Annotated in this window: 20 protein-coding genes; 5 read left to right on the top strand and 15 right to left on the bottom strand. The window is 65.4% G+C overall.

Going from position 1 to position 22,045, the window contains the following annotated elements; translation table 11 throughout:
• Nucleotides 1-4: 4 nt before the first annotated feature.
• The 3 genes from ACWDTF_RS16710 to ACWDTF_RS16700 all read right to left on the bottom strand — a co-directional run bounded on the left by ACWDTF_RS16710 (nucleotide 5) and on the right by ACWDTF_RS16700 (nucleotide 4,638).
• Nucleotides 5-1,678 (bottom strand): SulP family inorganic anion transporter, encoded by a 1,674-nt coding sequence (locus ACWDTF_RS16710; protein WP_355276406.1) that lies wholly within the window; start codon nucleotides 1,676-1,678, stop codon nucleotides 5-7.
• 5 nt (nucleotides 1,679-1,683) lie between these two features.
• Entirely contained in the window at nucleotides 1,684-3,579 is a 1,896-nt protein-coding gene (locus ACWDTF_RS16705) for an alkyl/aryl-sulfatase (RefSeq protein ID WP_355276408.1), read from the bottom strand.
• A gap of 69 nt (nucleotides 3,580-3,648) precedes the next feature.
• Entirely contained in the window at nucleotides 3,649-4,638 is a 990-nt protein-coding gene (locus ACWDTF_RS16700) for a TIGR00341 family protein (protein WP_355276410.1), read from the bottom strand.
• 107 nt (nucleotides 4,639-4,745) lie between these two features.
• Between ACWDTF_RS16700 and ACWDTF_RS16695 the strand changes: the two genes are divergently transcribed.
• On the top strand, nucleotides 4,746-6,341 hold the full coding sequence (locus ACWDTF_RS16695; protein ID WP_355276412.1) for an MFS transporter: 1,596 nt from the start codon (nucleotides 4,746-4,748) through the stop codon (nucleotides 6,339-6,341).
• 159 nt (nucleotides 6,342-6,500) lie between these two features.
• The gene (locus tag ACWDTF_RS16690; protein ID WP_355276414.1) at nucleotides 6,501-6,632 is read left to right on the top strand and encodes a hypothetical protein; all 132 of its coding nucleotides are present in this window, start codon (nucleotides 6,501-6,503) and stop codon (nucleotides 6,630-6,632) included.
• Nucleotides 6,633-6,755: 123 nt separating this feature from the next.
• Here ACWDTF_RS16690 and ACWDTF_RS16685 read toward each other — a convergent pair whose 3' ends face one another.
• From ACWDTF_RS16685 to ACWDTF_RS16630, 12 genes are all read right to left on the bottom strand, one after another.
• A complete protein-coding gene (locus ACWDTF_RS16685; protein WP_355276416.1) occupies nucleotides 6,756-7,352 on the bottom strand; it encodes a pyridine nucleotide-disulfide oxidoreductase in 597 nt (198 codons plus the stop codon).
• Between the two features lie 115 nt (nucleotides 7,353-7,467).
• Nucleotides 7,468-8,100, bottom strand: a complete 633-nt coding sequence (locus ACWDTF_RS16680) for a TetR/AcrR family transcriptional regulator (protein WP_240860652.1) — start codon at nucleotides 8,098-8,100, stop codon at nucleotides 7,468-7,470.
• Nucleotides 8,101-8,196: 96 nt separating this feature from the next.
• Entirely contained in the window at nucleotides 8,197-8,790 is a 594-nt protein-coding gene (locus ACWDTF_RS16675; RefSeq protein ID WP_276615155.1) for a TetR/AcrR family transcriptional regulator, read from the bottom strand.
• 275 nt (nucleotides 8,791-9,065) lie between these two features.
• Nucleotides 9,066-9,770, bottom strand: a complete 705-nt coding sequence (locus tag ACWDTF_RS16670; protein ID WP_240860656.1) for an ABC transporter ATP-binding protein — start codon at nucleotides 9,768-9,770, stop codon at nucleotides 9,066-9,068.
• On the bottom strand, nucleotides 9,770-10,615 hold the full coding sequence (locus ACWDTF_RS16665) for an ABC transporter ATP-binding protein (protein ID WP_355276419.1): 846 nt from the start codon (nucleotides 10,613-10,615) through the stop codon (nucleotides 9,770-9,772). Before ACWDTF_RS16665 ends, ACWDTF_RS16670 begins: the two co-directional genes overlap by 1 nt.
• Nucleotides 10,608-12,626, bottom strand: a complete 2,019-nt coding sequence (locus ACWDTF_RS16660) for an ABC transporter permease (protein ID WP_240860658.1) — start codon at nucleotides 12,624-12,626, stop codon at nucleotides 10,608-10,610. The genes ACWDTF_RS16665 and ACWDTF_RS16660 overlap by 8 nt, the downstream gene beginning before the upstream one ends.
• Before the next feature lie 118 nt (nucleotides 12,627-12,744).
• Entirely contained in the window at nucleotides 12,745-13,998 is a 1,254-nt protein-coding gene (locus ACWDTF_RS16655) for an ABC transporter substrate-binding protein (protein ID WP_240860659.1), read from the bottom strand.
• A gap of 231 nt (nucleotides 13,999-14,229) precedes the next feature.
• On the bottom strand, nucleotides 14,230-15,366 hold the full coding sequence (locus ACWDTF_RS16650; protein ID WP_355276421.1) for an FAD-dependent oxidoreductase: 1,137 nt from the start codon (nucleotides 15,364-15,366) through the stop codon (nucleotides 14,230-14,232).
• Between the two features lie 4 nt (nucleotides 15,367-15,370).
• Nucleotides 15,371-16,255, bottom strand: a complete 885-nt coding sequence (locus ACWDTF_RS16645; protein ID WP_355276423.1) for a DUF1295 domain-containing protein — start codon at nucleotides 16,253-16,255, stop codon at nucleotides 15,371-15,373.
• A 27-nt stretch (nucleotides 16,256-16,282) separates the two neighbouring features.
• Nucleotides 16,283-17,197: an LLM class flavin-dependent oxidoreductase gene (locus ACWDTF_RS16640; RefSeq protein WP_240860663.1), complete on the bottom strand. Its 915-nt coding sequence runs from the start codon at nucleotides 17,195-17,197 to the stop codon at nucleotides 16,283-16,285.
• Between the two features lie 13 nt (nucleotides 17,198-17,210).
• Nucleotides 17,211-17,609, bottom strand: coding sequence for a DUF427 domain-containing protein (locus tag ACWDTF_RS16635; RefSeq protein WP_240860665.1), 399 nt, complete (start codon nucleotides 17,607-17,609; stop codon nucleotides 17,211-17,213).
• Nucleotides 17,610-17,694: 85 nt separating this feature from the next.
• Nucleotides 17,695-19,212 (bottom strand): MFS transporter, encoded by a 1,518-nt coding sequence (locus ACWDTF_RS16630; RefSeq protein WP_240860667.1) that lies wholly within the window; start codon nucleotides 19,210-19,212, stop codon nucleotides 17,695-17,697.
• Between the two features lie 126 nt (nucleotides 19,213-19,338).
• Here ACWDTF_RS16630 and ACWDTF_RS16625 point away from each other — a divergent pair, with 126 nt between their 5' ends.
• From ACWDTF_RS16625 to ACWDTF_RS16615, 3 genes are all read left to right on the top strand, one after another.
• Nucleotides 19,339-19,980 carry a TetR family transcriptional regulator gene (locus ACWDTF_RS16625; protein ID WP_449754686.1) on the top strand — a complete coding sequence of 214 codons (642 nt, stop codon included), beginning with the start codon at nucleotides 19,339-19,341 and terminating at the stop codon, nucleotides 19,978-19,980.
• 53 nt (nucleotides 19,981-20,033) lie between these two features.
• The gene (locus tag ACWDTF_RS16620; RefSeq protein WP_449754685.1) at nucleotides 20,034-21,290 is read left to right on the top strand and encodes an arginine deiminase; all 1,257 of its coding nucleotides are present in this window, start codon (nucleotides 20,034-20,036) and stop codon (nucleotides 21,288-21,290) included.
• A 128-nt stretch (nucleotides 21,291-21,418) separates the two neighbouring features.
• The gene (locus tag ACWDTF_RS16615) at nucleotides 21,419-21,988 is read left to right on the top strand and encodes a flavodoxin domain-containing protein (RefSeq protein ID WP_240860672.1); all 570 of its coding nucleotides are present in this window, start codon (nucleotides 21,419-21,421) and stop codon (nucleotides 21,986-21,988) included.
• Nucleotides 21,989-22,045: the final 57 nt, after the last annotated feature.

Genomic DNA, 22,045 nt, shown 5'->3' with positions numbered 1-22,045 from the left:
ACGATCAGCCGTCGTCGGAGCCCTGCGGTGCGGCCAGCCATTGCTGTGCTTCGGCATAGGCATCGTCGAGCGCTTCGAAGATCGTTCCGGTGGCCATGAAGATGGCCTCCTCACCTATCTCCTCGGTGAAGCCAGATCGCTGAAGTCGTTGAGCGAGTGGCGGTGTCACGCCCGCGATGATGAATCGTCCACCCTTGTCCCGTAGCCGTTTCGCTTGGGCCCGAAGCAGCTTCTGCAGCGTAGTGGACGGCACGTCGGGCAGTGTGCGAACGCTCAGGATGAGTACGCTTCTCGAACTGTCGTCGCCGACGCGTGGCCAGGATTCGGCGAGGCGGGGCACCTCCGCGAACAGCGCGACACCGGAATGGTGCAGGACGGTGATGCGCTCGGCCGGGAAGGTGTCGGGGACGTCGGCGACCGTCCACCCGTCGTCGTCGCGGACCAGTGAGATGAGGCGGGCCGACCGGGCAGCCTGCACGCAGTAGAGGATCAGTGAGACGGCGGCGCCGATCAGGATTGCGTCCTGCAGGGGGAATTGTGTGGTGATGACGAAGGTCAGGACCATCGCGACGGCGCTCAGCGGTGCCGTCCGGACCACGAGCATGATGTCGGGCCATCGTCCGGCGACCAGCTCGCCGCCGATGACGATCAGCAATCCGCCGATCACGGCCATCGGGATGAACTCGGCGACCGAGCCGACCAGCAACACGAGCACGATGAGCCAAGCGCCGGCGAAGATTCCTGCCCAGCGGGTGGCCGCTCCCGCTGATACCGCGACGCCGGTCCGCGACAGTGAACCGCCGACCGGTAGCGAGCCGAAGAATCCGCCGACGAGGTTACCCGCACCCTGCGCGGAGAAATCGCCAGAAGCGTTGGGGCGTGAGCCGTCCGGGTTGGGAACGGCCGCCGAGATGCCCGCGGCCTGCGCCAGTGCGACCAGCGAGATGGCCAGCGCGCCCGGCAGCAGTTCGGGCAGTTTCGACAGGTCCGGCATGGTCAGCGGAGGCAAGTGACTGGGGACAGCGGCGATGTCGCCGACGGTCTCGACGTCGGTGTGCAGGATGGCGGTCACCACGGTCACGACAACGAGCGAGAGGAGGGTCGCGAAGGATTCGATCCGTTTGACGAGTCGGAGTGCGGCCCACGCCGCCACGGTCGCGCCGGCCACCACGAGCGGGGCGATCTCCCAGTCACCGATGTGGGCGACGGCGTTGACGAACTTCCCGACGGTGTTGTGAACGCTGGGGTTGTATCCCGTGACATCCTTGATGACTCCCGCGACGATCTGCACCGCGATGCCAAGCGTGAAACCGGTCATCACCGCGCCCGACACGAAATCCATTGCGGCACCGAATCGCAACACACCGAACAGCAGCATAATGATGCCCACCGCGATGGTGAGCATCGCGATGTTCTCCACGCGGGTCGGGTCGAGACCGGCCGAGTCCAGAACACTCTTCGCCGACAGGGCGATCGCGCTGGTGAGTGCGGTGACCATGAGTACGGTGCGGGCGAACACCGACGACACGAGCGTCGGCAGCATGCCGGAGTACAAGCCGGTGACCGGGTTGAAGCCGCCGATGCTGGCGTAGGCCATGCCCTCCGGGATCGAGAACAGCGCAGTTACCAGCCCCGACACCGCGTCTGCGGGCCGGGGCCGGGACAGCTTGATCCGCATTCCGATCAGGGCGTCACCATGGCGAAATCGGGATCCGGGTTGTCGAGGTAGCCGACGAGTTCGACGAACGGCTCGACCGGCCCGGACACCGTCACCGAACCGCCGTCGATCGCGTCCTGAAGACCCACCGCACCGAGTACGATGCCGAGGAGTGCCGTCCTGGGCAAGGTGAATACGGTGGCTGCGGGTTCGGCCCCGTCCGGGAGTTCGTGGTGCACGAGGACACCGTTGCGCAGTTCGGTGCGGTGGGTGACACCCGCGTCGGACACGATCCAATCCAGCGTGATGTGTGCATCCCAGGCCGCCGGTCCGTTGACCCGGAGCGCAGCTGCGTCGAAGAGTTGTTCCACCGACAGCGCGCCGACGATATCGGGGGCCGCCGTGGTGGTCGGAGTGCCGACCGGACCGTTGCGCAGCTCGTACGCGCCCATGAGGAAGAAGTTGCGCCAGGTGCCGTTTTCCGACCCGTAGCCGAGCTGCTCGAGAGTGTCGGCCTGTAGTGCCTTGGCGCCGGCATTGGACGGGTCGGCGAAGATCACATAGTTGAGAACCTGTGCGACCCAGCGGAAGTCGCCGTTGTCGAAGTATTCGCGGGCCTTGCGGATCACCTCGTCGGCGCCACCCATGAACTCGACGTGGCGCTTGGCCGACTCGACAGGCGGGTGCTCCCAGAGTCGTGCGGGATTGCCGTCGAACCAGCCCATGTAGCGCTGGTAGATCGCCTTCACGTTGTGGTTGACCGACCCGTAGTAGCCGTGGGTGTGCCACACGTTCTCCAGTGCGGGCGGGAGCTGGATGTCCTCGGCGATCTCGATGCCGGTGCGGCCCTGGTTCAGCATCCGCAGGGTCTGATCGTGCAGATAGCCGTAGAGATCCCGCTGCTGAGCGAGGAATCCGGTGAGTTCGTCGGTGCCCCACGTCGGCCAGTGGTGCGAGGCGAACAGGACGTCGCTGCGCCCGGCGAACGTGGTGATCGATTCGGTCAGGTACTTCGACCACACATGTGGGTCACGCACCAGAGCGCCGCGGAGCGTCAGCAGGTTGTGCAGGGTGTGCGTGGCGTTCTCGGCCATGCACAGCGCGCGCATCTGTGGGAAGTAGAAGTTCATCTCCGCCGGCGCCTCGGTGCCCGGCGTCAGCTGGAACTCGATCTCCACGCCGTCGATGGTCTCGGTCTGTCCGGTTGTGGTGATGTCGAGGGTCGGCAGGATGAGCGTCGGCGTACCGGTCGAGGTGGACTGTCCGAGACCCGCACCGATCGCACCCTGCGGTCCACGCGGCAGCGCAGCACCGTACATGTACGCGGCGCGTCGGCCCATAGCCGTTCCCGCATAGACGTTCTCGGCAACCGCATGTTCGACCATGCCCGACGGGGCGACGATCACGCAGTCGCCGGCATCGACGGACTCCTGGGTCGTCACACCTTTGACGCCGCCGAAATGGTCGATGTGGGAATGGGTGTAGATGACCGCCGTGACGGGCTTGTCACCACGGTGTTCACGGTAGAGGGCCAGCCCGGCTGCAGCGGTCTCCGCCGAGATGAGCGGATCGATGACGATCACACCGGTGTCGCCCTCGATCAGTGTCATATTCGAGAGATCGAGGCCTCGGATTTGACAGATGCGATCGGTGACCTCATAGAGCCCGTGGCGCGCAACGAGTTCCGACTGCCGCCAGAGGCTGGGATTCGCGGTGGGTGGGCAGTCCTCGGCGAGGAAGTCGAATTCGGCACAGTCCCACACCGGCTTTCCGTTGTCGTCGGTGATGACCGCGGTGTCGAGGGCTGCGATGAATCCCTTGGTCGTCGCGTCGAAATCGGCGGTGTCGGAGAACGGCAAATCGCTTCGAGCTTGCGCGTTGGCGTCGGAAATTGCTGCGGTGGCGGCCTCGGGGCTACCCATGCTGATCACCTCGATGTGGATTGCGGTTGTTCTTCAATCCGTACTACACGAGTCTGGGCACCGAGGTGCTCAGCTCGCCGACTCTCGTTGCCCGGTGGTGTGGATGACCACCACTTCCGGACTCCACGGCACCAGATCGTCGACCGTTTGTTGCAGCGTGTTCACCGGTGGTAGTTCTCCTGGCGCAAGCACACTCACGGTCACCGTCTGCCCACTCCAGCTCACGCCGGTGACCTCGGCGTTGGTGGCGCCGCCGGCTTCGAGCCACGAGGTGGTGGCCGTCGCAACCTGCCTGGCCCACAACGACGTCAGCGAGTTGATCACCATCGGAACTGCAACCACCACCAGCGCTGCCGCCAGCACGAGGTAGGCCCGCCGCGCCGGATGTCGTTGTCCCTCAGCGGCCTCCGCGATCGCCTCGCGACCGTAACTGGCGACCGTGAGGACGAGCACCCCGGTGATGACCATGGCCACGACATTCGACGCGAACAGGACAAAAGCGCCGAGCGCCAACGACGGTGCGCCGGAGCCGAGGCAGACACCCACCACACCGAGCGGCGGTACGAGCGAGATGGCGATGGCCACGCCCGGCAGTACGTCGCCGACGTCGCGGCGGGTGATGGCGATCGCTCCTGCGAAGCCGGTCGCGATGGCGGCAAGCAGATCCACGATCGTCGGCGAGGTCCGACCGAGCACCTGCGAGTTCGACAGGACATTGGTGGGATTCGGGAGCAACTGGGCAATCACGACGCCCAGCAGGGTCACCAGGACGACACCGGCCAGCACATAGCCGACGCTGTGCAGGATGAGTTTGCCGCGGGCGGTCACGATGCCCAGCCCGATGCCCAGGATCGGGGTCGACAGGGGAGCCACGATCATCGCTCCGATGACCGTCGCGGTGCTGTCGGCGACCACACCCGACACGGCGATGATCCCGGACAACGTGAGCATGATCCAGAACGCGGACCGCTTCGAGGAACTGTCGCCGACCGAGAAATCGAGCCGATCGGTCAGCTCGTCAAGAGTTCGACGCTGTGTTGGCGGGATGAGTGCGAGCATGGCCGACCTTTCGACACACAAGTGAGCGCCACGGGCCCGACCGACCTTAGCAACGCCATACCGAAAGTATGGTGTTTCACCAGCCCTTCGCGTCGTAGGCTCTCCACGTGACCTCGACAACCGACACCGTCGACGCAGGAACCGCGCCCCCCAAGGCGAAGCTGGTGCTGACCGCGCTGATCCTCGTCGCGGGCGTCGCCAACATCAACCTCGCCGTGGCCAACGTCGCGCTCCCGGACATCGGCAAGGAGCTCGACGCGAGTTCGACGCAGCTCAACCTGATCGCCGTCGGCTATTCGTTGGGCTTGGCCTCGTCGGTCCTGTACTTCGGTGCGCTCGGCGATCGCTACGGCCGCAAGATGATGGTCCTCATCGGTATGAGTCTCACCATTCCGGCGTCACTGGTCGCGGGTCTTGCGGGCAATTTCGAGGTGCTGTTCGGGGCGCGGTTCGTCGGCGGTATCGCCGCGGGTCTCGCCTTCCCGACGACGCTCGCGGTGATCACCGCGCTCTGGTCAGGCCCGCGGCGTACCAAGGCGATCGCCGCATGGTCCGCGATCGGTGGGGCGATCTCGGCGATGGGTCCGCTGCTGTCGGGTGCACTGCTCGAGGTCTTCGACTGGGGTTCGGTGTTCCTGGTGACGCTGCCCTTGGCGTTGGTCGCGCTGGTCGCGGCCTGGCGGCTGATCCCGTCCGACGGTGGCGACGACGCCGCGCCCGTGGACAATCTCGGTGGCGTGATGTCGGTACTCATGGTCGGGGCGCTGGTGCTCGCGTTGAACTTCGCTCCCGACGCGGACATGCGGACCGTCGTGCTGATCCTGTTCGGCGTCGCCCTGATCGCCGTGGTGGCATTCGTGTTCCGCCAGCTTCACGTGCGGGTTCCGCTGTTCGACTTGCGGATTGCGTCCCGGCGGACGTTCTGGGTGGCCGCGGTCGGTGGCCTCATCGTGTTCGGCACCCTGATGGGTGCGATGTTCATCGGCCAGCAATTCATGCAGAACGTGCTCGGCTATTCGACGCTGGCGTCGGGCGCCACGATCCTCGTCGGCGCCGCGGCGATGATCGTCGCCGCGCCGCGGTCGGCAAAGCTGGTGGAGGCCAAGGGTTCCCGATTCACGCTGCTGTGCGGCTATACCTCCTGCATCATCGGTCTGCTGTTCGCGATGCTCACGTGGGACGAGAACGCCCAGTTCTGGCATGTCGCCACGGTGTACCTCTTCGTCGGACTCGGGGTCGGCCTGGCCGGCACCCCGGCGTCGCGGTCGTTGACCGGCTCGGTGCCCGTTCAGCGCGCGGGTATGGCGTCGAGCATGTCCGACCTGCAACGCGACCTCGGCGGCGCCATCCTGCAGTCCATCCTGGGTGCGATTCTCACTGCGGGATACGCGAAGTCACTGACCGAACAGATCTCCGACTCGCCGAATGCCGACCAGGTGACCAGCCAGACCGAGGCCGCGCTGACCAAGTCGTTCTCCAGCGCCGAGGTACTGGCGGAACGATATCCGCAGTATCAGGATCAGATCATCACTGCGGCGCGCGACGCGTTTGTGCACGGTGACACCCTGGCCTACGGCGCGGCAGTGCTCATCGTGTTCGCCGGCGCCCTGGTGATGTTCTTCGGCTACCCCAAGCACGACCAAGAACGCGAAGCGATGAAAAAGTATGCGGCAGAGCGCTTGTCAGAAGTCGCCGCCGACTGATCCTTCCCCTCCCTCGGGCACCTCTTCCGCTCCCTGAGGTGCGCCCTTCGATACGCTCGCAGGCTCGCTACTCACGACGCCGACGCGCTGGGCGTCCCCGACGATCCGCTCGCCCAGGTGCTGGCGCGGGTCGGACCGGTTCTGTCCCTTGTACAGCCGATGCGCACCATTGCCTTCGGTGGTCGCGCGCGACTGACTGCGCGCGCCTACCGCATCCGCGACGCGGAGATGACACGGATGCGGTCGGCCTACGATGTCACTCACGACCTGGTCGACGCCGATCCGCACTGAATCGCCGAGGGCGGCAACCACAACGGTCGCCGTGAGGTGCCGCCGAGGGAAATATGCCCTCGGCGGCACCTCAGGCGGACCGTTGTAGACGGTTACTCGCCGGCGCACACCTGACACGCGACCCTAGGCCGTCACCGGACGCAGGCAATAGCCGATCGACGACGGCTGCTTGAACGACCACTTGGTCTGCTCCGTCGTGCAGGACACGGATTCGTCTGCGCGGGTGACCGATTGGGCGACGATCGTCGAGTCCTTGGCGGTGGTTCCGCAGTCGACCTTGCGGTAGTCCACCAGACTCCCACCCGAGAGTGGGATCTGGTAGCACGACGTGGTCTCGAAATTGGGTGTCATGCACAGCTTCTTGTCGCCGTCGGCAAAGGTGAGTGTTGACGTGTTCTTGCTTCCGCACTGCGCGTTCTCGGAGATGATCTCGGCCGCGTAGAACGACAGTCCGTCGGTGGTGTCGCAGTCGACCTTGGTCGCCTTGACCTTTCCGCCGTCGAGGCTGTCGCCGATCTGCAGACACTCGCCGATCGAGATGTCGTCGGAGTTCTCGACGGCGTCATCGTCGCCGATGCTGAAGCTGCACGCGGCCACAAGGGCGAACGACATGCAGGCCAGCGTGACGGCGCCGCTACGGGCGAGTCGCCACATCGGCCGCGGCGAGCGCGGCGCGTCGTCGATGTAGGTGATCGCCTCGGATGTGGTGTCGGTGTTCATGGTGGGTCCTTTCGGTGTGGTGTTGCCGAAAGGATCGCTGGCGTCGCTTGGAGACAACTTGAGATCTGCTTGTGCGCGTGCGTGAGCGTTCCGCGGAACGCCCTTCCGCCGCTACTCAGTCACCCATCGACGCGTCGATGGCTTGCAGTTGCTCGGCGCGGACGTCGCGGAGTACGGCGAGGGTGGCGGTGACGGCGAGATCGCAGGCGGCGTCGATGTCGGCGCCGTCGACAAACAGCGCGCGATGGGCGACGTCGAGGCTCATCACCAGCAGCAACGACGCGAGGGTATCGGCGCTGGCGGCGATGTGCGCGCCGCGTTCCGCATAATTCTTGCGCAGCCGTGCCGCGATCCGCGGCTCAAGCGCCGCGTAGAGGCGGCGCCCGGCCGGGTCGTCCTGATCCTCCCGGTGGCCGATGAGGAGCCGCAGACCATCGGGGTTGCGTCGGGCGTATTCGAACAGCGATTCCACGGTGTAGCGCGCGCGGGCGCCGTACTGCATCTCTTCGCTCTCGTCGTACACGGCGAACATGAAGGTGGTGAACTTGTCGAGTTCTCGCTCGATAACCCGGGTGACCAGCGCGTCCCGCGACCCGAAATGGGCGTACAGGGTGACCCGGGTGGTGTCTCCGCGTTCGGCGATCATGTCCATCGTCGATCGTTCGGCCCCGACTTCGGCGATGACGCCACACGCGGCATCGAGCAGTTCGTCATCGGTCGGGCGGTTACGTGTGCTGCGATGGGGCACCGGTCACCTCCAGACCGTGGATCGAGGTGTGCTGACGCGTGCCATTTGCCCATGATGCAGGCGATCGCAGGACCCTGCCACTTCGGTATCGCACGCTCAACTCCGCGACAGCGACTCGTCGAGGGCCCGCAACTGTTCGGGACGGACCTCCCGCAGGACGGCGAGTACGGCGGTCACCGCGAGTTCGCTCGCCGCGTCGATGTCGGCGCCGGTGACGAAGAGCGCACGGTGGGCGACGTCGAGCACCATCCCGAGCAGCAGCGACGCGAGCGCATTGGCACCGGCGCCGATGTCGGCGCCGACCTCCGCGTAGTTCTGTCGAAGCCTCGAGGCGATCTTCGGTTCCAACGCCGCATAGATACGACGGCCCGGGGTGTCGTCGCGACCGTCGCGGTGGCCGAGAAGAACGCGCAGGCCGACGGGGTTGTTGCGGGCGTAGTCGAACAGTGCCTCCACCGTGTAGCGCGCGCGTGGGCCGTGCTGCATGCCGTCGCTGTTGTCGTACACGCCGAACATGTAGCCCGCGAAGGCGACGAACTCCCGCTCGATCACTTTCTCGACCAACGCATCTCGCGAACCGAAGTGGGCATACAGGGTCACCCGGGTGGTGCCACCCCGATCGGCGATCATGTCCATCGTGGTGCGTTCGGCACCGACCTCACCGATGACTTCTGCTGCAGCCGTGAGCAACTCGTCATCAGTAGGCCTGTTCCGCGTACTTCGGTGACTTCCCCCGTCGCTTCGCTCGCCCCGGCCGCTCTCCGCTCTGGCCACGCTGCCTCCTGCGGTTGGTCGACTCGGTCCTGGTGGTGTGTCTCAGAAATTGGTAACTAGTCTCCGGCGTTCGATCGACGCCTGGCTGCGTTGTCGTCGGTCACGATAGCGCCGCTATCACTCTCTCCTCCGCCTGGCCAGATCGCCGACCGCTCCACCGGATACTGGTCACCACTTTCCGAGACACACCACTAGCGGCCGAAGTAGGCGTCCTCGACGCGGTCGCGGTTGGCCTTGAGCTCACTCGCCGACGCCGACAACGCGACCCGCCCGTGGTGTAACACCACCGCGGAATCGGCAATGCCGAGTGCGAGATCGATGTGTTGCTCGACGAGGACAACGGCCATGTTGTGGTCATCGGCGATGGCGCGCAGCCGTGGCAACAGATCCTGCACCGCGATGGGCGACAGGCCGAGACTCATCTCGTCGATGAGCAGGACCTGCGGTCCGGTGAGTAGTGCCTTCGCGAGTGCAAGCATCTGCTGCTCACCGCCCGACAGGTTGCCGCAGCGTCGTGACCGCATCGTCTTCAGCTTGGGAAAATAGTCGAACACGGCGTCGATCTCCATGCCGCCCTTGCGCTTGGCGAGTCGCAGGTTGTCGGAGACCGAGAGGCGGTGGAAGACGCCGCGGGTGTCGGGGACCAGAGTGATGCCGCGTCGAGCGTTGCGTTCGATCCGCCGATCGATGGGCTCGCCGAGCGCACGCACATCGCCGGCCATCAACGGCAGTGCCCCGACCGCAGCCAGCAGCGTGGTGGTCTTTCCCGACCCATTGGGACCCAGCAGAGCGAGAATCTCGCCGCGCCGGACCGAGGCGCTGAGACCGCGCACCGCTGGGACGCCACCGTATCCGACGGTGATGTCGGACAACTCGAGTCCTGTTGCCTCACTCATTATTTGCCTGCCTCTGCTTCGCTTTCGGCGCCGGTGATACTCGGCCCGCTCGCTTCGCTCCCGGCGCCGGGCACGACGGTGCCGGTGCTCGCATCGACTTCCGGACTGCCGAGATACGCCGCGACCACCGCTTGATCGGCTTGGATCTCCGACGGTGTGCCGCTGGCGATGACGCGTCCGAAGTCGAGGACGTAGAGCCGGTGGCAGACGTCGAGCACCAGCGACATGTCGTGGTCGATCAGCAAGATGCCGATGCCGGTGGCGGCGATACGGCGCAATTCCGCTCCGAATTCCACACTTTCGTGGGTGTCGAGTCCGGCGGCCGGTTCGTCGAGGAGCAGCAGGCGCGATCCGCCGACCAGCGCTCGGGCGACGCCGACCAGTTTCTGCTGACCGAGGGTGAGCTCGCCGGGTTTGCGTCCGGCGACGCCGTGCAAGCCGACGAGATCGAGTGCTTTGCTGATGGTGTCGGCGGGCGGCCTGGAGCCGTTGATGACGTCGGAAAGCATGGCACGCAATCCGACTGGCTGGATCGCTACCGCCAGATTCTGTTCGACGGTGAGGTCGGTGAACAGTTCGCCGGCCTGCCAGGTGCGGGCCATGCCGGCTCGACGACGGCGGTGGGGGCCGGCCTTCTCCAGTTGGGTTCCGTCGAGGGTGACCGTCCCGGACGCCTTGGTGAATCCGGTGACGGCGTCGACGAAGGTCGTTTTGCCTGCGCCGTTGGGTCCTATCAGCCCGACGATCTCGCCTGCACCGACGGTGATGGACACATCGGAGTTGGCAACCACACCACCGTATTTCACGGTGAGCGCGGTGGTGTCGAGAAGTGCTGCGTCAGACATGGGCACCTGCCTCGGAAGTGGTGGGCGTTCCCGAGGCATCCGGCGGCGGTGGGGCTTGCTGCGGTGGTTGCTCGGGATGGTGGCGGAAGTGTTCGACGACCTTGTGGACCGCGCCGGCCACACCTTCGGGATTCAGGACGGCCATCAGCAGCAGGCTTCCGGCCGCGAACACCTCGTAGTACTGACCGAGTTCGAGGGTCTGGTGCATGAAGACCCAGCCGATGCCGAGGGGGCCGATGATGCCGGCGATCACGGCGCCGGCAAACGAGGTGATGCCGCCGACATAGGTCATCGCCAGCAGGGTGAGCCCGATGATGACGGTGAACGATCCGCCGGAGATCTGCCCTTCCCGGTAACCGATGAGGCATCCGCCGATGCCGGCGAGGAATGCCGACAAGGCGAAACCGAGGAGTTTGGTTGCGGCGACGTTGATTCCGACCGAGGCGGCCGCTCGTTCGTTGGACCGCACCGCGAGGAATGCGCGGCCCGTCGAGCCACCCATGAACCGCAGCACGACGAGCGTGGCGATCGTGACGATGATGAGCACCAGGAAGGAGAACCGCAGGGTCAGAATCGTGGTGCCGTCGCGTGCGCCGAGATCGAGACCGAACAGTGCTGGGTCCTCGATGAGATTGCCCTTGAACGAGTCGGTGAGAGCCGGGTTGTTGAAGATGAAACTCTGGATCGCCAGTGCGGCAGCAAGAGTGACGACGGCGAGTTGCGCACCGCGGATTCGGAGCGCGGGGATGCCGACGAGGATGCCCAGGAATGTCGCGATGAGCGCGGCGAGAATCATGTCGAAGGGGAACGGCACATTCCAGTTGGTGGTGATCTTCGAGAGCGCGAATCCGGCGGCACCGGCGAATGCCATACTCGCCAGCGAGATCTGGCCGAGATAGCCGGTGAGCAGCACCAGCGAGAGCGCGATCAGCGACAGGATGATCGACGTGGTGACACCGATCCGCCACGACCCGTCGGTCATCACGATCGCGACGACAGCGATCGCGAGAATCACGATCGTGTGGATGGGACGGATCCGCGGAATGCGCACGGCGGGCAACCGTACTTCGCCCAGCGAACCGCGCGACGGGATCCGACCGCCCATCGCGAACAGGGCGACGATGATGACGACGAACGGGACGGCATCCCCGATCCCGGATTGCGCCCAGTCCGGCCACCAGTCCTTGGTGGTCAGCCAGGCGATGACCGATTGGAACGACCCGAGTACGAGTCCGGTGGCGCAGGCGACACCGAACGAGGTGAGTCGGCCCAGCAGCGCGACGGCCAGTGCCGGGATGACGAAGAACGTGTAGGTGGTGACGGTCAGCCCGATGGTCGGAGCGGACAGAATGGCGATGAGACCGGTTGCGGCGCCGGTGATTCCCCAGACGATGCCGGCCAGTCGGTCTGGCGAGAAACCGGTGAGCCGGGTGGCGAGTTCGTCCTCGGAACCGGCCCGCGTTGCGACCCCCCACGTCGTCAGCCGGAAGTAGGCCCAGAAGAGTGCCGCGATCACGATGGCGACGCCCGCCAAGATGAGGTCCGACACATTGATCACGGTGTCGCCCAGGTGAATGGTGTTCTTGGGCAGGATGTCGTCGGCTTCGAGATCCTCGATGTCGAAGCGCAGCTGAACGAGTGCTTGCAGGAAGAGCATCAGGCCGACCGATGCGACCACCTGAGCCAGCACGGGGGCGCGCCGCAGCGGTCGGAACACCAGGAAGTGCGCGAGCAGCGCCCAGATGATGGCGCTCAGAATGCCGATGGCGATCGCCAATCCCATTGGCGTGGGGTGCTTTGCGGTGCCCAGGTACAGCGTGCCGATGGGTAGGACGAGGCTACCGTCGGTGCGGAGTGCGGCAACGACGTACACCGAGTACAGTCCGATCGCGCCCTGGGCGAAGTTGATGATCCCGGTGGCGGCGTACACGCCGACCAAAGATGTTGCGAGTACCGCGTAAATGGCGCCCAAGGCGAAGCCGAGGACGGCGAATTGCAGCAGCTGACCCATGCTTGTCACTCATTCGTTCTTGCCACAGAGGGTGGCGGGACTTGACGATGATCGCGGCCGGGCAGGGCGAGGGTCGCCCCACCCGGCCGCGATGAGAAATCGGTCGGAACCGATCTGACTACGCTGCGCCGGGGATCTTGGCCAGCGCGGCGGGCAACGGGGTGATGAAGCCGCCGGTGACCGGTTGGGTCTTGTTGTTGGCGACCACGTCGAACAGCAGCATCTCGGTGGTGCAGTTCGGCGAGGTGGCCTTACCGCAGTTGGCCAGCTTGGGTCCCAGGAAACTCTGGTAGTCCTTGACGGCCTTCAGGGCGGTGAGCACGACGGGCCCGGTGATGTCGGTGACCTTGGCGGCGTTCAGGATGTTCGCGAAGTCGGCCAGGATCGAGAAGGTGCCGTATCCGTAGAAGCCGGCATTGCCTTCCTGGTTGTCGATGAACTTCTGCGCGGTCGCCAGGTTGGTCTTGGCCGGCTCCGGCGCCGAATCAGCTGACGGCGGCTGCCAGATCGGCGAATACGTCTGTGCGCCAACGGCTTGGTCGCCGAGTTCACTGATGAAGTCGGTACATGCGGCCAGGAAGATGGTGCCCTTGTAGTTGATCGAACGCAGCGATTCGGCCAGCTTGGTGCAGGTGGAGTCCATCGGGGAGGTCATCAGACCGGTCGCAGCCGGATTGCCGTCGGCCAGCGTCGATGCCAGCTGAGTGAAGTTGGGGCCGGTTGCCGGGTAGTAGATGGCGTCGACCTTGATGCCGAGGAGCGCACCCATCGGCTTGAGTAGCTGGTCGAACACCACGTGAGCTTCCGGCAGATCGGCATTCGCGAGCTTCAGCGAGGTCTTGCCTGCCGCCTTCAGCTGCTGCATGAATCCGACGAGGAATGCCGCCGGCGGCGGTCCGAAGTACACGCGGTTCGCCGTCTGGGCGCCGGTGGTCAGGTTGAACGGGATCTGCCCGACGAGGGGGATACCCGCGGCCGTCAGTGTTTTCAGCGCCGCGGCCGACTGCGTGTTGTACGCGTCGATGGCGGCTACCACGCCCTGCTCCTGGAACTGGGTGGCGCAGGCGCTGGTCGATTCGGGGCTGGCCTGGTCGATGCCACAGTCGACGATCTCGATCGGTCGGCCGTTGATGCCGCCGATCTGGTTGTTGATGTAGTCGACGGCCGCGTTCTTGCCCACGGTCACACCGGGCTGCGGAACCGCTCCCAGACTGGGATTGAAAAGGCCGATCTTGATGGCATCACCGGACGCCTTGGTGCCGTTCTCGGCTGCGGAACCACCGCTGTCATCGTCCTGACTACAGGCTGCGAACGACAAGACGCAGGCCGCGGCCACGGCCATCGCGGCAACTCGACGGGCTCTCCAACGCATGAATGGTGCCTTTCCACTCTGATTCCGGGCACGACGAATCAGCCCGGCGGGGCTACAAGAAATTGGGTTGGATTTCGCCGTCCGCCCAGCTAGACGACGCTGGCGGTCGGTGAGCCCAGACCGGATGTGATGTGGGCCACTCGAAAAATATCCCGCCCTTACGCGCGTGTCAAGCTGTTTGTCCGAATTCGATGGCGGGTGGTTTCGGGCCCCTTCAGGGCTTTTTCTGGGTCAATTGTCCGCTCGCGGTTGCTCATCGATTTCCGGCCGGATGCCGCCGTAAATCCCACGGTGAACAATCCACGGCCAGAGCACTGTCTTGATCGACCAACCGGGGAAGCGAAACGCGCGGCCGTTGGGTGCGAACACCTCCAGCCCGTCGGGCTGCGGTCCGAGGACAGATCCCCACCGGCGCCGAGGCGGCCGGTACTCGCGCAGCCGCCGTCCGGCCAGATGTGCGCGCACATTGTGGGCGACAAGGCGGTCGGCACGATTGCGCGCGGACGACCGCAGCGGGTCGGTCGCGGCGACGTCACCGACCGCGAACACGTTGGGATGACCGGGAACTCGAAGGTCCGCGTCGACCCTGACGAAGCCGTCGTCGTCGAGAAGATCGGCGGGCAGCCATCCGGCGTTGGGTTGTGTCCGGCCGATCGCCCAGATGATCGCCTCCGCGGTTGCTGGCGACTGGCCGGTGGTCCACTCGATGGTTCCGGAGTCGATGTGATCGAGTGGCCCGCCGGTGGGGATCACCGCGCGATGCCCCGGATGCATCCGAACCCCAGCAGCGGCCAGACGCCGGCGGACCCGCGACCACGTTCGCCGGTGATGGCCGGTGAGTGCGGTGTCATGCGGGAAGTACAGGTCGACGGTCTTCTCCGGCCAGCCGAGGGCGATGTTGGCTGCCGCGCTCACGGCCGACGCCCCACCGCCCACCACCGCAACCGACGCGGCGTCTCGAATACGCCGATGGTTCTCGCTCAGTTGGTCTTTCACGGCTTGTGCCGTCTGGAGATCCGGGTTGCGCCAGAATCCGTTTCGGGCGCCCGTGGCAATGATCGCGACGTCGAATCGCTCGACGCGGTGTTCGTCGTCGGGCCCGACGAGTTCGATTGTGCGAGAGCCCAGATCGATTCCGACGACCGATGCGCGGATGATGGTCGCCTTGTCGAGCCGGCGGTAGCGGCCGTAGTCGACGTCGTACTCACGCGACCACTCCTGGGGCCGGGCCAACCGCATCCCGAGTTCCTGCCCACTCACGAGGCCCTCCTTGGTGGAGATCCCGACCACCTCGACATGCGGCGAAAGGTGTATGGCGCACAGGGTTCCGGTGTCGCCGAGCCCGACGATCACCACGCGTGCGGTCACGTGTTCAGGCCTCGACCCGATTGCGTGGCGGTCGGGGCAGAAACACCGACACCCGGGCGACGACATCGGCGTAGGCGGGCCGGCGGTCGAGGCTGCGCTGTTCCATCATCGGGATGCTCGCGCCCAGGAACATGGCGAGCATGGCGGCCGCGCCCGCGAACATCCACCACCAACTGGTCGGCGCAACCGCGATTCCGAACAACGCCAACGCAACCCAGAAGGAGAACTCGCCGAAGTAATTCGGATGCCGAGACCAGCTCCAGAGTCCGCGGTCCATCACGGCTCCCTCGGTCGCCGAGCGGGTGAAGCTCTGCAACTGCCGGTCGGCGACAGTTTCGAGCGTGATCGCCGCACCGCCGACGGCAAACGCCACCCAGGTCAACCACCCGATCTCGTCGGCGGAATGCGTCACGGCCACATAGACGGGCAGCATGCCGAGAAACACTTGCAGCGTCGGAATCACATGGATGGCAACGAGATCCACGACGAACTCGCCTCGTCCGGCGCGGGCGCGCAGCATCGGATAGCGCCAGTCCTCGTGATGCAGGCCGGGGAACGTGCGCACCCAATTGGCGGTCAGGCGTATCGCCCAGACGAAGACGATGATCGCGACCAGCCAGCAATGCACCGCGTCGAGGCCGGCATCGCCGCGTGCCCACCAGAACACCAGCAGCAGCGGCGGGATGACGCTCCAATAGGCGTCGTAGAAGCTCGAATTGTGGTGCACTCGACTGAATCCGAAGATCAGAATGGTGGCCAACAGGTCGGCGATCAGCGTGTCCAGCCAGAGTTGTCCGGTCTCTGGTCCCCACAGCAACCACGCGAGCCCGACGGCAACGGCGACCACATAGGCGAGGCTGATCCTTAGAAATGCTGACGATCTCGACACCACTGGAACCCTATAGCCACTCCGTGGTCACGCGTCGGCGAATTCGCGCGCAACTGAAGCAACGTCGCGCAGCTGGCCCGGGTCTGCGTCGGTCGGGATGAGAACGACCTCGTCGGTGCCGATCTCGGCGAACGCCTGCAGGGTCTGGGCAAGCTGCGCGGGCGTTCCGGCGAAGCCGGTGGTCGGTGCCATCGCGTCGACGAAGTCGGCCGGAATCCAGTTCATGTAGTGGCGCAGGTGTCGGTGTATCTGTGTGCGGGGTATCTGGGCGCGGGCCCGATCCTCGTCGCCGAGGGCGAACCAGAACGAGGTGGCCAGGTGCGGGTGCGGCTTGTCGAGTTCGGACCAGGATCGCAGTGCGACGTCGAAGAGTTGGCGCTGCTGGCCGACATCGAGGTCCAGGGTGACCCCGGCGACCCCCGACGCCCAGTGCGATGCGCTGCGAATCGTTCGGGGTCCCGTGGTTCCGACATGCAGTTCGGGGCCGCCGGGTCGCGTCGTCGGTGGGCCGACCGGGCGGACCGAGTCGGTGACGTGTTCGCCTGCCCACACCCGGCGCATGATCTCGACGGCGTCGGCCATTCCGCGCATGGTCTGGGTGGCAACGTCCGCGCCGACGGCTCGGTAGTCCTCGTGCCGTCCGCCCACGCCGAGACCCACCGTCAGTCTTCCGTCGCACAGCATGTCGCCGGTCGCCAGTGCTTTGGCGAGCATCACGGGGTCGTGGAGTTGTGGCACCACAACCGTGGTGACGAGCCGAACGCGATGCGTCCAGGCGGCCAACGCCCCCAAGAGGGTGAGCGCATCGGGATTGTCGAAGGCTATGCGCTCTCCCCAGCACAGTGACGAGAACGGACCCGCGTCGATGGTCTCGGCCCACGTGCGCAGGAGTGTCGCGTCGAGGCCGGGTTCCATCACCGGCATTGTCATCCCGATCTGCATGTGTGCGAGTCGGTCAGCGCTGTCGATTCGGCGCGCCGGCCACGAGTTCGATGTCGACCACATCCGGATAGAACGCCACGTGCCCGGCGATCTCCGACACGGCTGCATGTGGCTCGTCGTAATACCAAACCTTGTTGTCCCGCAAGGTGTCAGCGTCGGTGCGCAGTCCGTGGTAGTGCGCCACACCCTTGTACGGGCAGTAGGTGGTGTGCGCGCTTGCTGTGAGTAGATCCGCGCCGACCGCGTCCCGGGGGATGTAGTACACCGGGGGATAGGACGACTCCTGCAACACCAGGGCGGCGTCGGTGACCGCGACGACAGTGTCCCCGGCCGTCACGCGGACGGTTCCCGGTGCGGGCGAGATGGTGATCGGATGGCGCGCATCCGGAATGAGTACTTGACGGTCGGTCATGGCGGGTCCCTTCGGCATACAGCGGCCACCCGCCCGAGCGTACGCCCGAGCGGGTGGCTGTTGCGGAGGGATTCACACAGAGGGATCACGCAGCCACGTGGACCGCGTTCTGGGTTTCGTCACCCATGTCGGATGCCTTCAGGCGCATCATGAACACTGCGACGATCAGTGCCAGGACGAAGAAGCCTGCGCCCCAATAGAATGCGACGTCGTAGCTGTAGATGCTCGCTTCCTTGAAGGCGGCCGAACCGATCGGGGCCTGGCTTCCGGGGTGGCGGGCCAGAACCTGCGCGACGATGGTGGACAGGAGTGCGAGACCCACCGAGCCGCCGATCTGCTGGCCGGTGTTGAGCAGCGCACTGGCCACGCCGGCGTCGCGCTCCTCGATGCGATGCAGGGCCACCGACTGCATCGAGACAAAGATCAGTCCCATGCCGCCGGCGATCAGCACCTCGGCGGGCAGGACATTCACGAGCCATGTGCTGTCGGAGTCGAGTTGCGCGAGGTAGAGCAGTCCGACGATGCCGAGCACGGTGCCGGTGATGGTCGGGATGCGCGGCCCGATCCGTGGCAGAAGCGAACTCGCGATACCGGCGGCGACGATGATCGCGGCCGGGAACGGGAGAAAGGCGATCCCCGCGTCGAGTGGCTTGTAGCCCAACGTGTTCTGCATGTAGTAGCTCAAGAACATGAACACCGCGAACATCGGGATCGGGATGATCAGCGACAGCAGATAGGCGCCTCCACGATTGATCTCACCCGGAATCCGCAGCGGCAGAAGTGGATTGGCTGATCGGCTCTCGATGAAGACAAAGGCCGACAACAGGGTTGCGGAGAGCACGAACAAAGTGATCGTCGACGCCGACGACCAGCCGGCTTCCGCCGCCCGGGTGAAGCCGTACACCAGGCTGATCAGGCCGAGGGTGGCGGTGAATGCGCCGGGGAGGTCGTAACCGCGCCCGCGAGTAGCGGGCAGGTCGCGGGCAACGAGGACCACCGCGCCGACCGCCGCGATCACCGCGATCGGAGCGTTCACCAGCAACGTCCACCGCCACGAGAGGTACTCCGTGAGGGCGCCGCCGGCGATCAGGCCGATGGCCGCGCCGCCGCCGGACACCGCGGCATACACGGCGAATGCCCGTGCACGTTCCTTCTGTTCGACGAAGGTGACGGTGATCAGTGACAGTGCTGCCGGAGCGAGGATCGCGGCGAACGCCCCCTGCAGGGCGCGGCCGCCGAAGAACGACACGCTGTCCCAGGCCAGTCCGGCCAAGGCGGACGATGCCGCGAAGCCGACCAGGCCGATGAGGAACATGCGTCGTCGGCCCAGGTAGTCGGCGAGGCGGCCACCGAGCAGCAGCATTCCGCCGAAGATCAGGGTGTATGCCGTCATCGCCCACTGACGGTTGGCGTCGGAGATCTCGAGGTCGACCTGGGCGAACGGGAGGGCGATGGTGACGATCGTGGCGTCGAGCACCACCATCAGCTGGGCGAGGGCGATGACGCCCAGCGCCCACCATCGGCGATTGGAGTGGTCGATGACGACGTCGTCATCGATCCGTGGTTCGGGTGGGGATGCTTGCAGGACTTGAGTTTCCGTCATGGTGACACCTGAGGTCGTGAGGGGATCGTGCTGCGTACCTTCCAAATAATGGCAGAGTCAGACAGAAGTCGTCAAGAGACAAATCGCAGAGAAAGACAATTGGCATCAGGTGCTACAATCCGGACCATGATGTGCGCGAAGGGTCAACCCGGCCTGCGGGAACGCAAGAAGATGCAGACCCGCTCGGCGTTGATCTCCGCCGCGCTCGAGCTGTGTGACCAGCAAGGATTCGACGCGACGACCGTCGAGCAGATCGCGGATTCCGTCGACATCTCGCCGCGGACGTTCAACCGCTACTTCGCCACCAAGGAGGACGTGGTTCTCGGACCGATCGAGGAACTCGTGACCGCCGTCGTTGCTGCCCTCGACGCACAGCCGAAGACGGGCAACGAGCTCGACGCACTGTGCGCGGCCCATGTGCAGGTGTTCGAAGAGGCGGCGAGCCAGGACCCGCCGTCTCCGCTGTTCGAACAGTTCATGGTGATGAACCGAATTGTCGCTGCCTCTCCCGCCGTCCGTGCGCGCAGCGTGGAGATGGGGGAGTGGAAGACGCAGGCCATCCGCAGCAAGGTGGCCCAGCGCATGGGTCTCGCCGACGACGACATGCGTGTCCGCGTCGTCATGTCCACCTACGGCGCGCTGATGCAACTCGCGATGGACCAGTGGGATATGAGCGGTGACGCCGACAGCGGTGTGGTGATGCTCGGCTGCGCCAAGTCGATCAAGGCAACGTATGCGACATTTCGGGAGATGGTGCCCGGCGGTTAGGTAGGTTTCTGAAGGGGGTCATGAAGTGCCCAGATTCCAGAAGGAAGTCCACGATGACCACACCCCCGGCCACACCCTCAGCGAGTTACGGCGTTCACTCCGAGGTCGGGCGGCTACACAAGGTGCTGGTGTGCGCCCCAGGTCTCGCGCACGAACGGCTGACGCCCACCAACGCCGACGACCTGCTCTTCGACGACGTGCTGTGGGTGCAGAACGCCAAGCGGGACCACTTCGACTTCGTCACCAAGATGCGCGACCGGGGCGTCGACGTGGTGGAACTGCACAACGTGCTCACCGAGACGATGGACAACCCCGAAGCGCGGTCGTGGTTGCTCGATCGCAAGATCGTCGCCAACGAAACCGGTTTGGGTCTCGTCGCTGCGACGCGCGAGTTCCTCGACGAACTCGACTCCCGAGATCTGGTCACATTCCTGATCGGCGGCCTGTCCACGGTGGATCTGCCCGCCGAACTCCGGCCGAACTACATGTCCATCGTCGACGAGGCCACCGGGCTCGGCGAGTACCTCATGCCGCCGCTGCCCAACACGCTCTACACCCGGGACACCACGTGCTGGGTGTATAGCGGGGTGACTCTCAACCCGTTATTCTGGCCGGCCCGGCATCACGAGACCCTGCTGATGAAGGCGATCTACGAGTATCACCCCGACTTCGTGGGCTCCACAGTGTGGTGGGGAGATCCCGAAAAGCATTGGGGTGCAGCCTCGATCGAGGGCGGCGATGTGCTCGTGCCGGGGAATGGTGTGGTTCTCATCGGGATGAGTGAACGAACATCGCGTCAGGCGATCACGCAGGTGGCCCGCGAACTGTTCGCGAAGGGCGCGGCCGAGAAGGTTGTTGTCGCGGGTATGCCCAAGCTGCGATCTGCCATGCATCTCGACACGGTCTTCACCTTTGCCGATCGCGACCTCGTCTCGGTGTACCCGGGCATCATCGACTCGGTCCGGCCGTTCACGCTGGTCCCCTCCGACAAGGACCCCGGTGTCGAGGTGATCGCCGAGGCCGACCACTTCCTCAAGGTCGTGCAGCGCGCCCTCGACCTCGACGGCCTGCGCGTCGTGGAGGCCGGGGGCACCGCCTACGCGTCGGAGCGTCAGCAGTGGGACAGCGGCAACAACCTCGTCGCCGTCGAACCCGGTGTGGTGTTCGCCTACGACCGCAACACCTACACGAATGCGCTGCTCCGCAAGCAGGGTGTTGAGGTGATCACGATCGTCGGCGCCGAACTCGGCCGCGGCCGCGGTGGCGGCCATTGCATGACCTGCCCACTCATCCGCGATCCGCTCGAGTAACCGCTGCCGAGTCCTCCCGCCTCCACGACGCCACCCCATCCGCTGCCTGAGGTGCGACGAGCGCTAGCGAGGCGCCTCGAAGGCCTGGTGAGACGACCTCGCAATCGGGACGTTGTGCCCTGGATCACATGTCCGCGCAGGAGGACCATCAAAGTATGGGCAAGGTACTCGTCGCATATGCGAGCAAGCATCATTCGACCGCGGAGATAGCCGAGGCCATCGCCGCCGAGTTGCGGATACAGGGGCTCGACGCCGATTGCACCGACGTCAGCGCGGACACCGTGACCGGATACGACGCGGTGATTCTCGGCAGTGCCGTCTACGCCGGCCGCTGGCTCAAGGATGCGCACCGCTTCCTGAAACACCATCGCGACGATCTCGTGCGTATTCCGTTCTGGATCTTCAGTTCCGGGCCGGTGGGCGAGAACGTCGAGGAGGACCTCGCCGAGAACTCGAATTGGCTGGAACCCCACAAGGTGCTCGACCTCGCCGAATCCATCGGGCTGCGCGGGCACACGGTGTTCGCCGGCCGGATGCCCACAGATCCGCACGGTTTCATCGAGAAGTCCATGGTGAAGCGCACTCCCGAGGAGTTACGCGACGCCCGAGACTGGGACGCGATCCGTCGTTGGGCCGACGACGTTGCCGCGGCCCTTGCCGCGAGTAGTGGTACCACCGCCGCCCCGTCGCAGCACTAGTCGGTCGTTCGACTCCTTCCCAGCGCAACGTCCGCGGAGTACCGTGAAGCGGCACAA

This window comes from Gordonia sp. NPDC003422 (assembly GCF_053588675.1).
This window is presented reverse-complemented; position numbering and strand designations above follow the sequence as displayed.

Excerpts from the sequence above, each read along its gene's own strand:
- ACWDTF_RS16710 (WP_355276406.1), bottom strand. The coding sequence starts at position 1,678 with ATGCGGATCAAGCTGTCCCGGCCCCGGCCCGCAGACGCGGTGTCGGGG.
- ACWDTF_RS16705 (WP_355276408.1), bottom strand. The coding sequence starts at position 3,579 with ATGGGTAGCCCCGAGGCCGCCACCGCAGCAATTTCCGACGCCAACGCG.
- ACWDTF_RS16700 (WP_355276410.1), bottom strand. The coding sequence starts at position 4,638 with ATGCTCGCACTCATCCCGCCAACACAGCGTCGAACTCTTGACGAGCTG.
- ACWDTF_RS16690 (WP_355276414.1), top strand. The coding sequence starts at position 6,501 with ATGCGCACCATTGCCTTCGGTGGTCGCGCGCGACTGACTGCGCGCGCC.
- ACWDTF_RS16685 (WP_355276416.1), bottom strand. The coding sequence starts at position 7,352 with ATGAACACCGACACCACATCCGAGGCGATCACCTACATCGACGACGCG.
- ACWDTF_RS16670 (WP_240860656.1), bottom strand. The coding sequence starts at position 9,770 with ATGAGTGAGGCAACAGGACTCGAGTTGTCCGACATCACCGTCGGATAC.
- ACWDTF_RS16665 (WP_355276419.1), bottom strand. The coding sequence starts at position 10,615 with ATGTCTGACGCAGCACTTCTCGACACCACCGCGCTCACCGTGAAATAC.
- ACWDTF_RS16660 (WP_240860658.1), bottom strand. The coding sequence starts at position 12,626 with ATGGGTCAGCTGCTGCAATTCGCCGTCCTCGGCTTCGCCTTGGGCGCC.
- ACWDTF_RS16655 (WP_240860659.1), bottom strand. The coding sequence starts at position 13,998 with ATGCGTTGGAGAGCCCGTCGAGTTGCCGCGATGGCCGTGGCCGCGGCC.
- ACWDTF_RS16640 (WP_240860663.1), bottom strand. The coding sequence starts at position 17,197 with ATGCAGATCGGGATGACAATGCCGGTGATGGAACCCGGCCTCGACGCG.
- ACWDTF_RS16635 (WP_240860665.1), bottom strand. The coding sequence starts at position 17,609 with ATGACCGACCGTCAAGTACTCATTCCGGATGCGCGCCATCCGATCACC.
- ACWDTF_RS16630 (WP_240860667.1), bottom strand. The coding sequence starts at position 19,212 with ATGACGGAAACTCAAGTCCTGCAAGCATCCCCACCCGAACCACGGATC.
- ACWDTF_RS16625 (WP_449754686.1), top strand. The coding sequence starts at position 19,339 with ATGATGTGCGCGAAGGGTCAACCCGGCCTGCGGGAACGCAAGAAGATG.
- ACWDTF_RS16620 (WP_449754685.1), top strand. The coding sequence starts at position 20,034 with ATGACCACACCCCCGGCCACACCCTCAGCGAGTTACGGCGTTCACTCC.
- ACWDTF_RS16615 (WP_240860672.1), top strand. The coding sequence starts at position 21,419 with ATGTCCGCGCAGGAGGACCATCAAAGTATGGGCAAGGTACTCGTCGCA.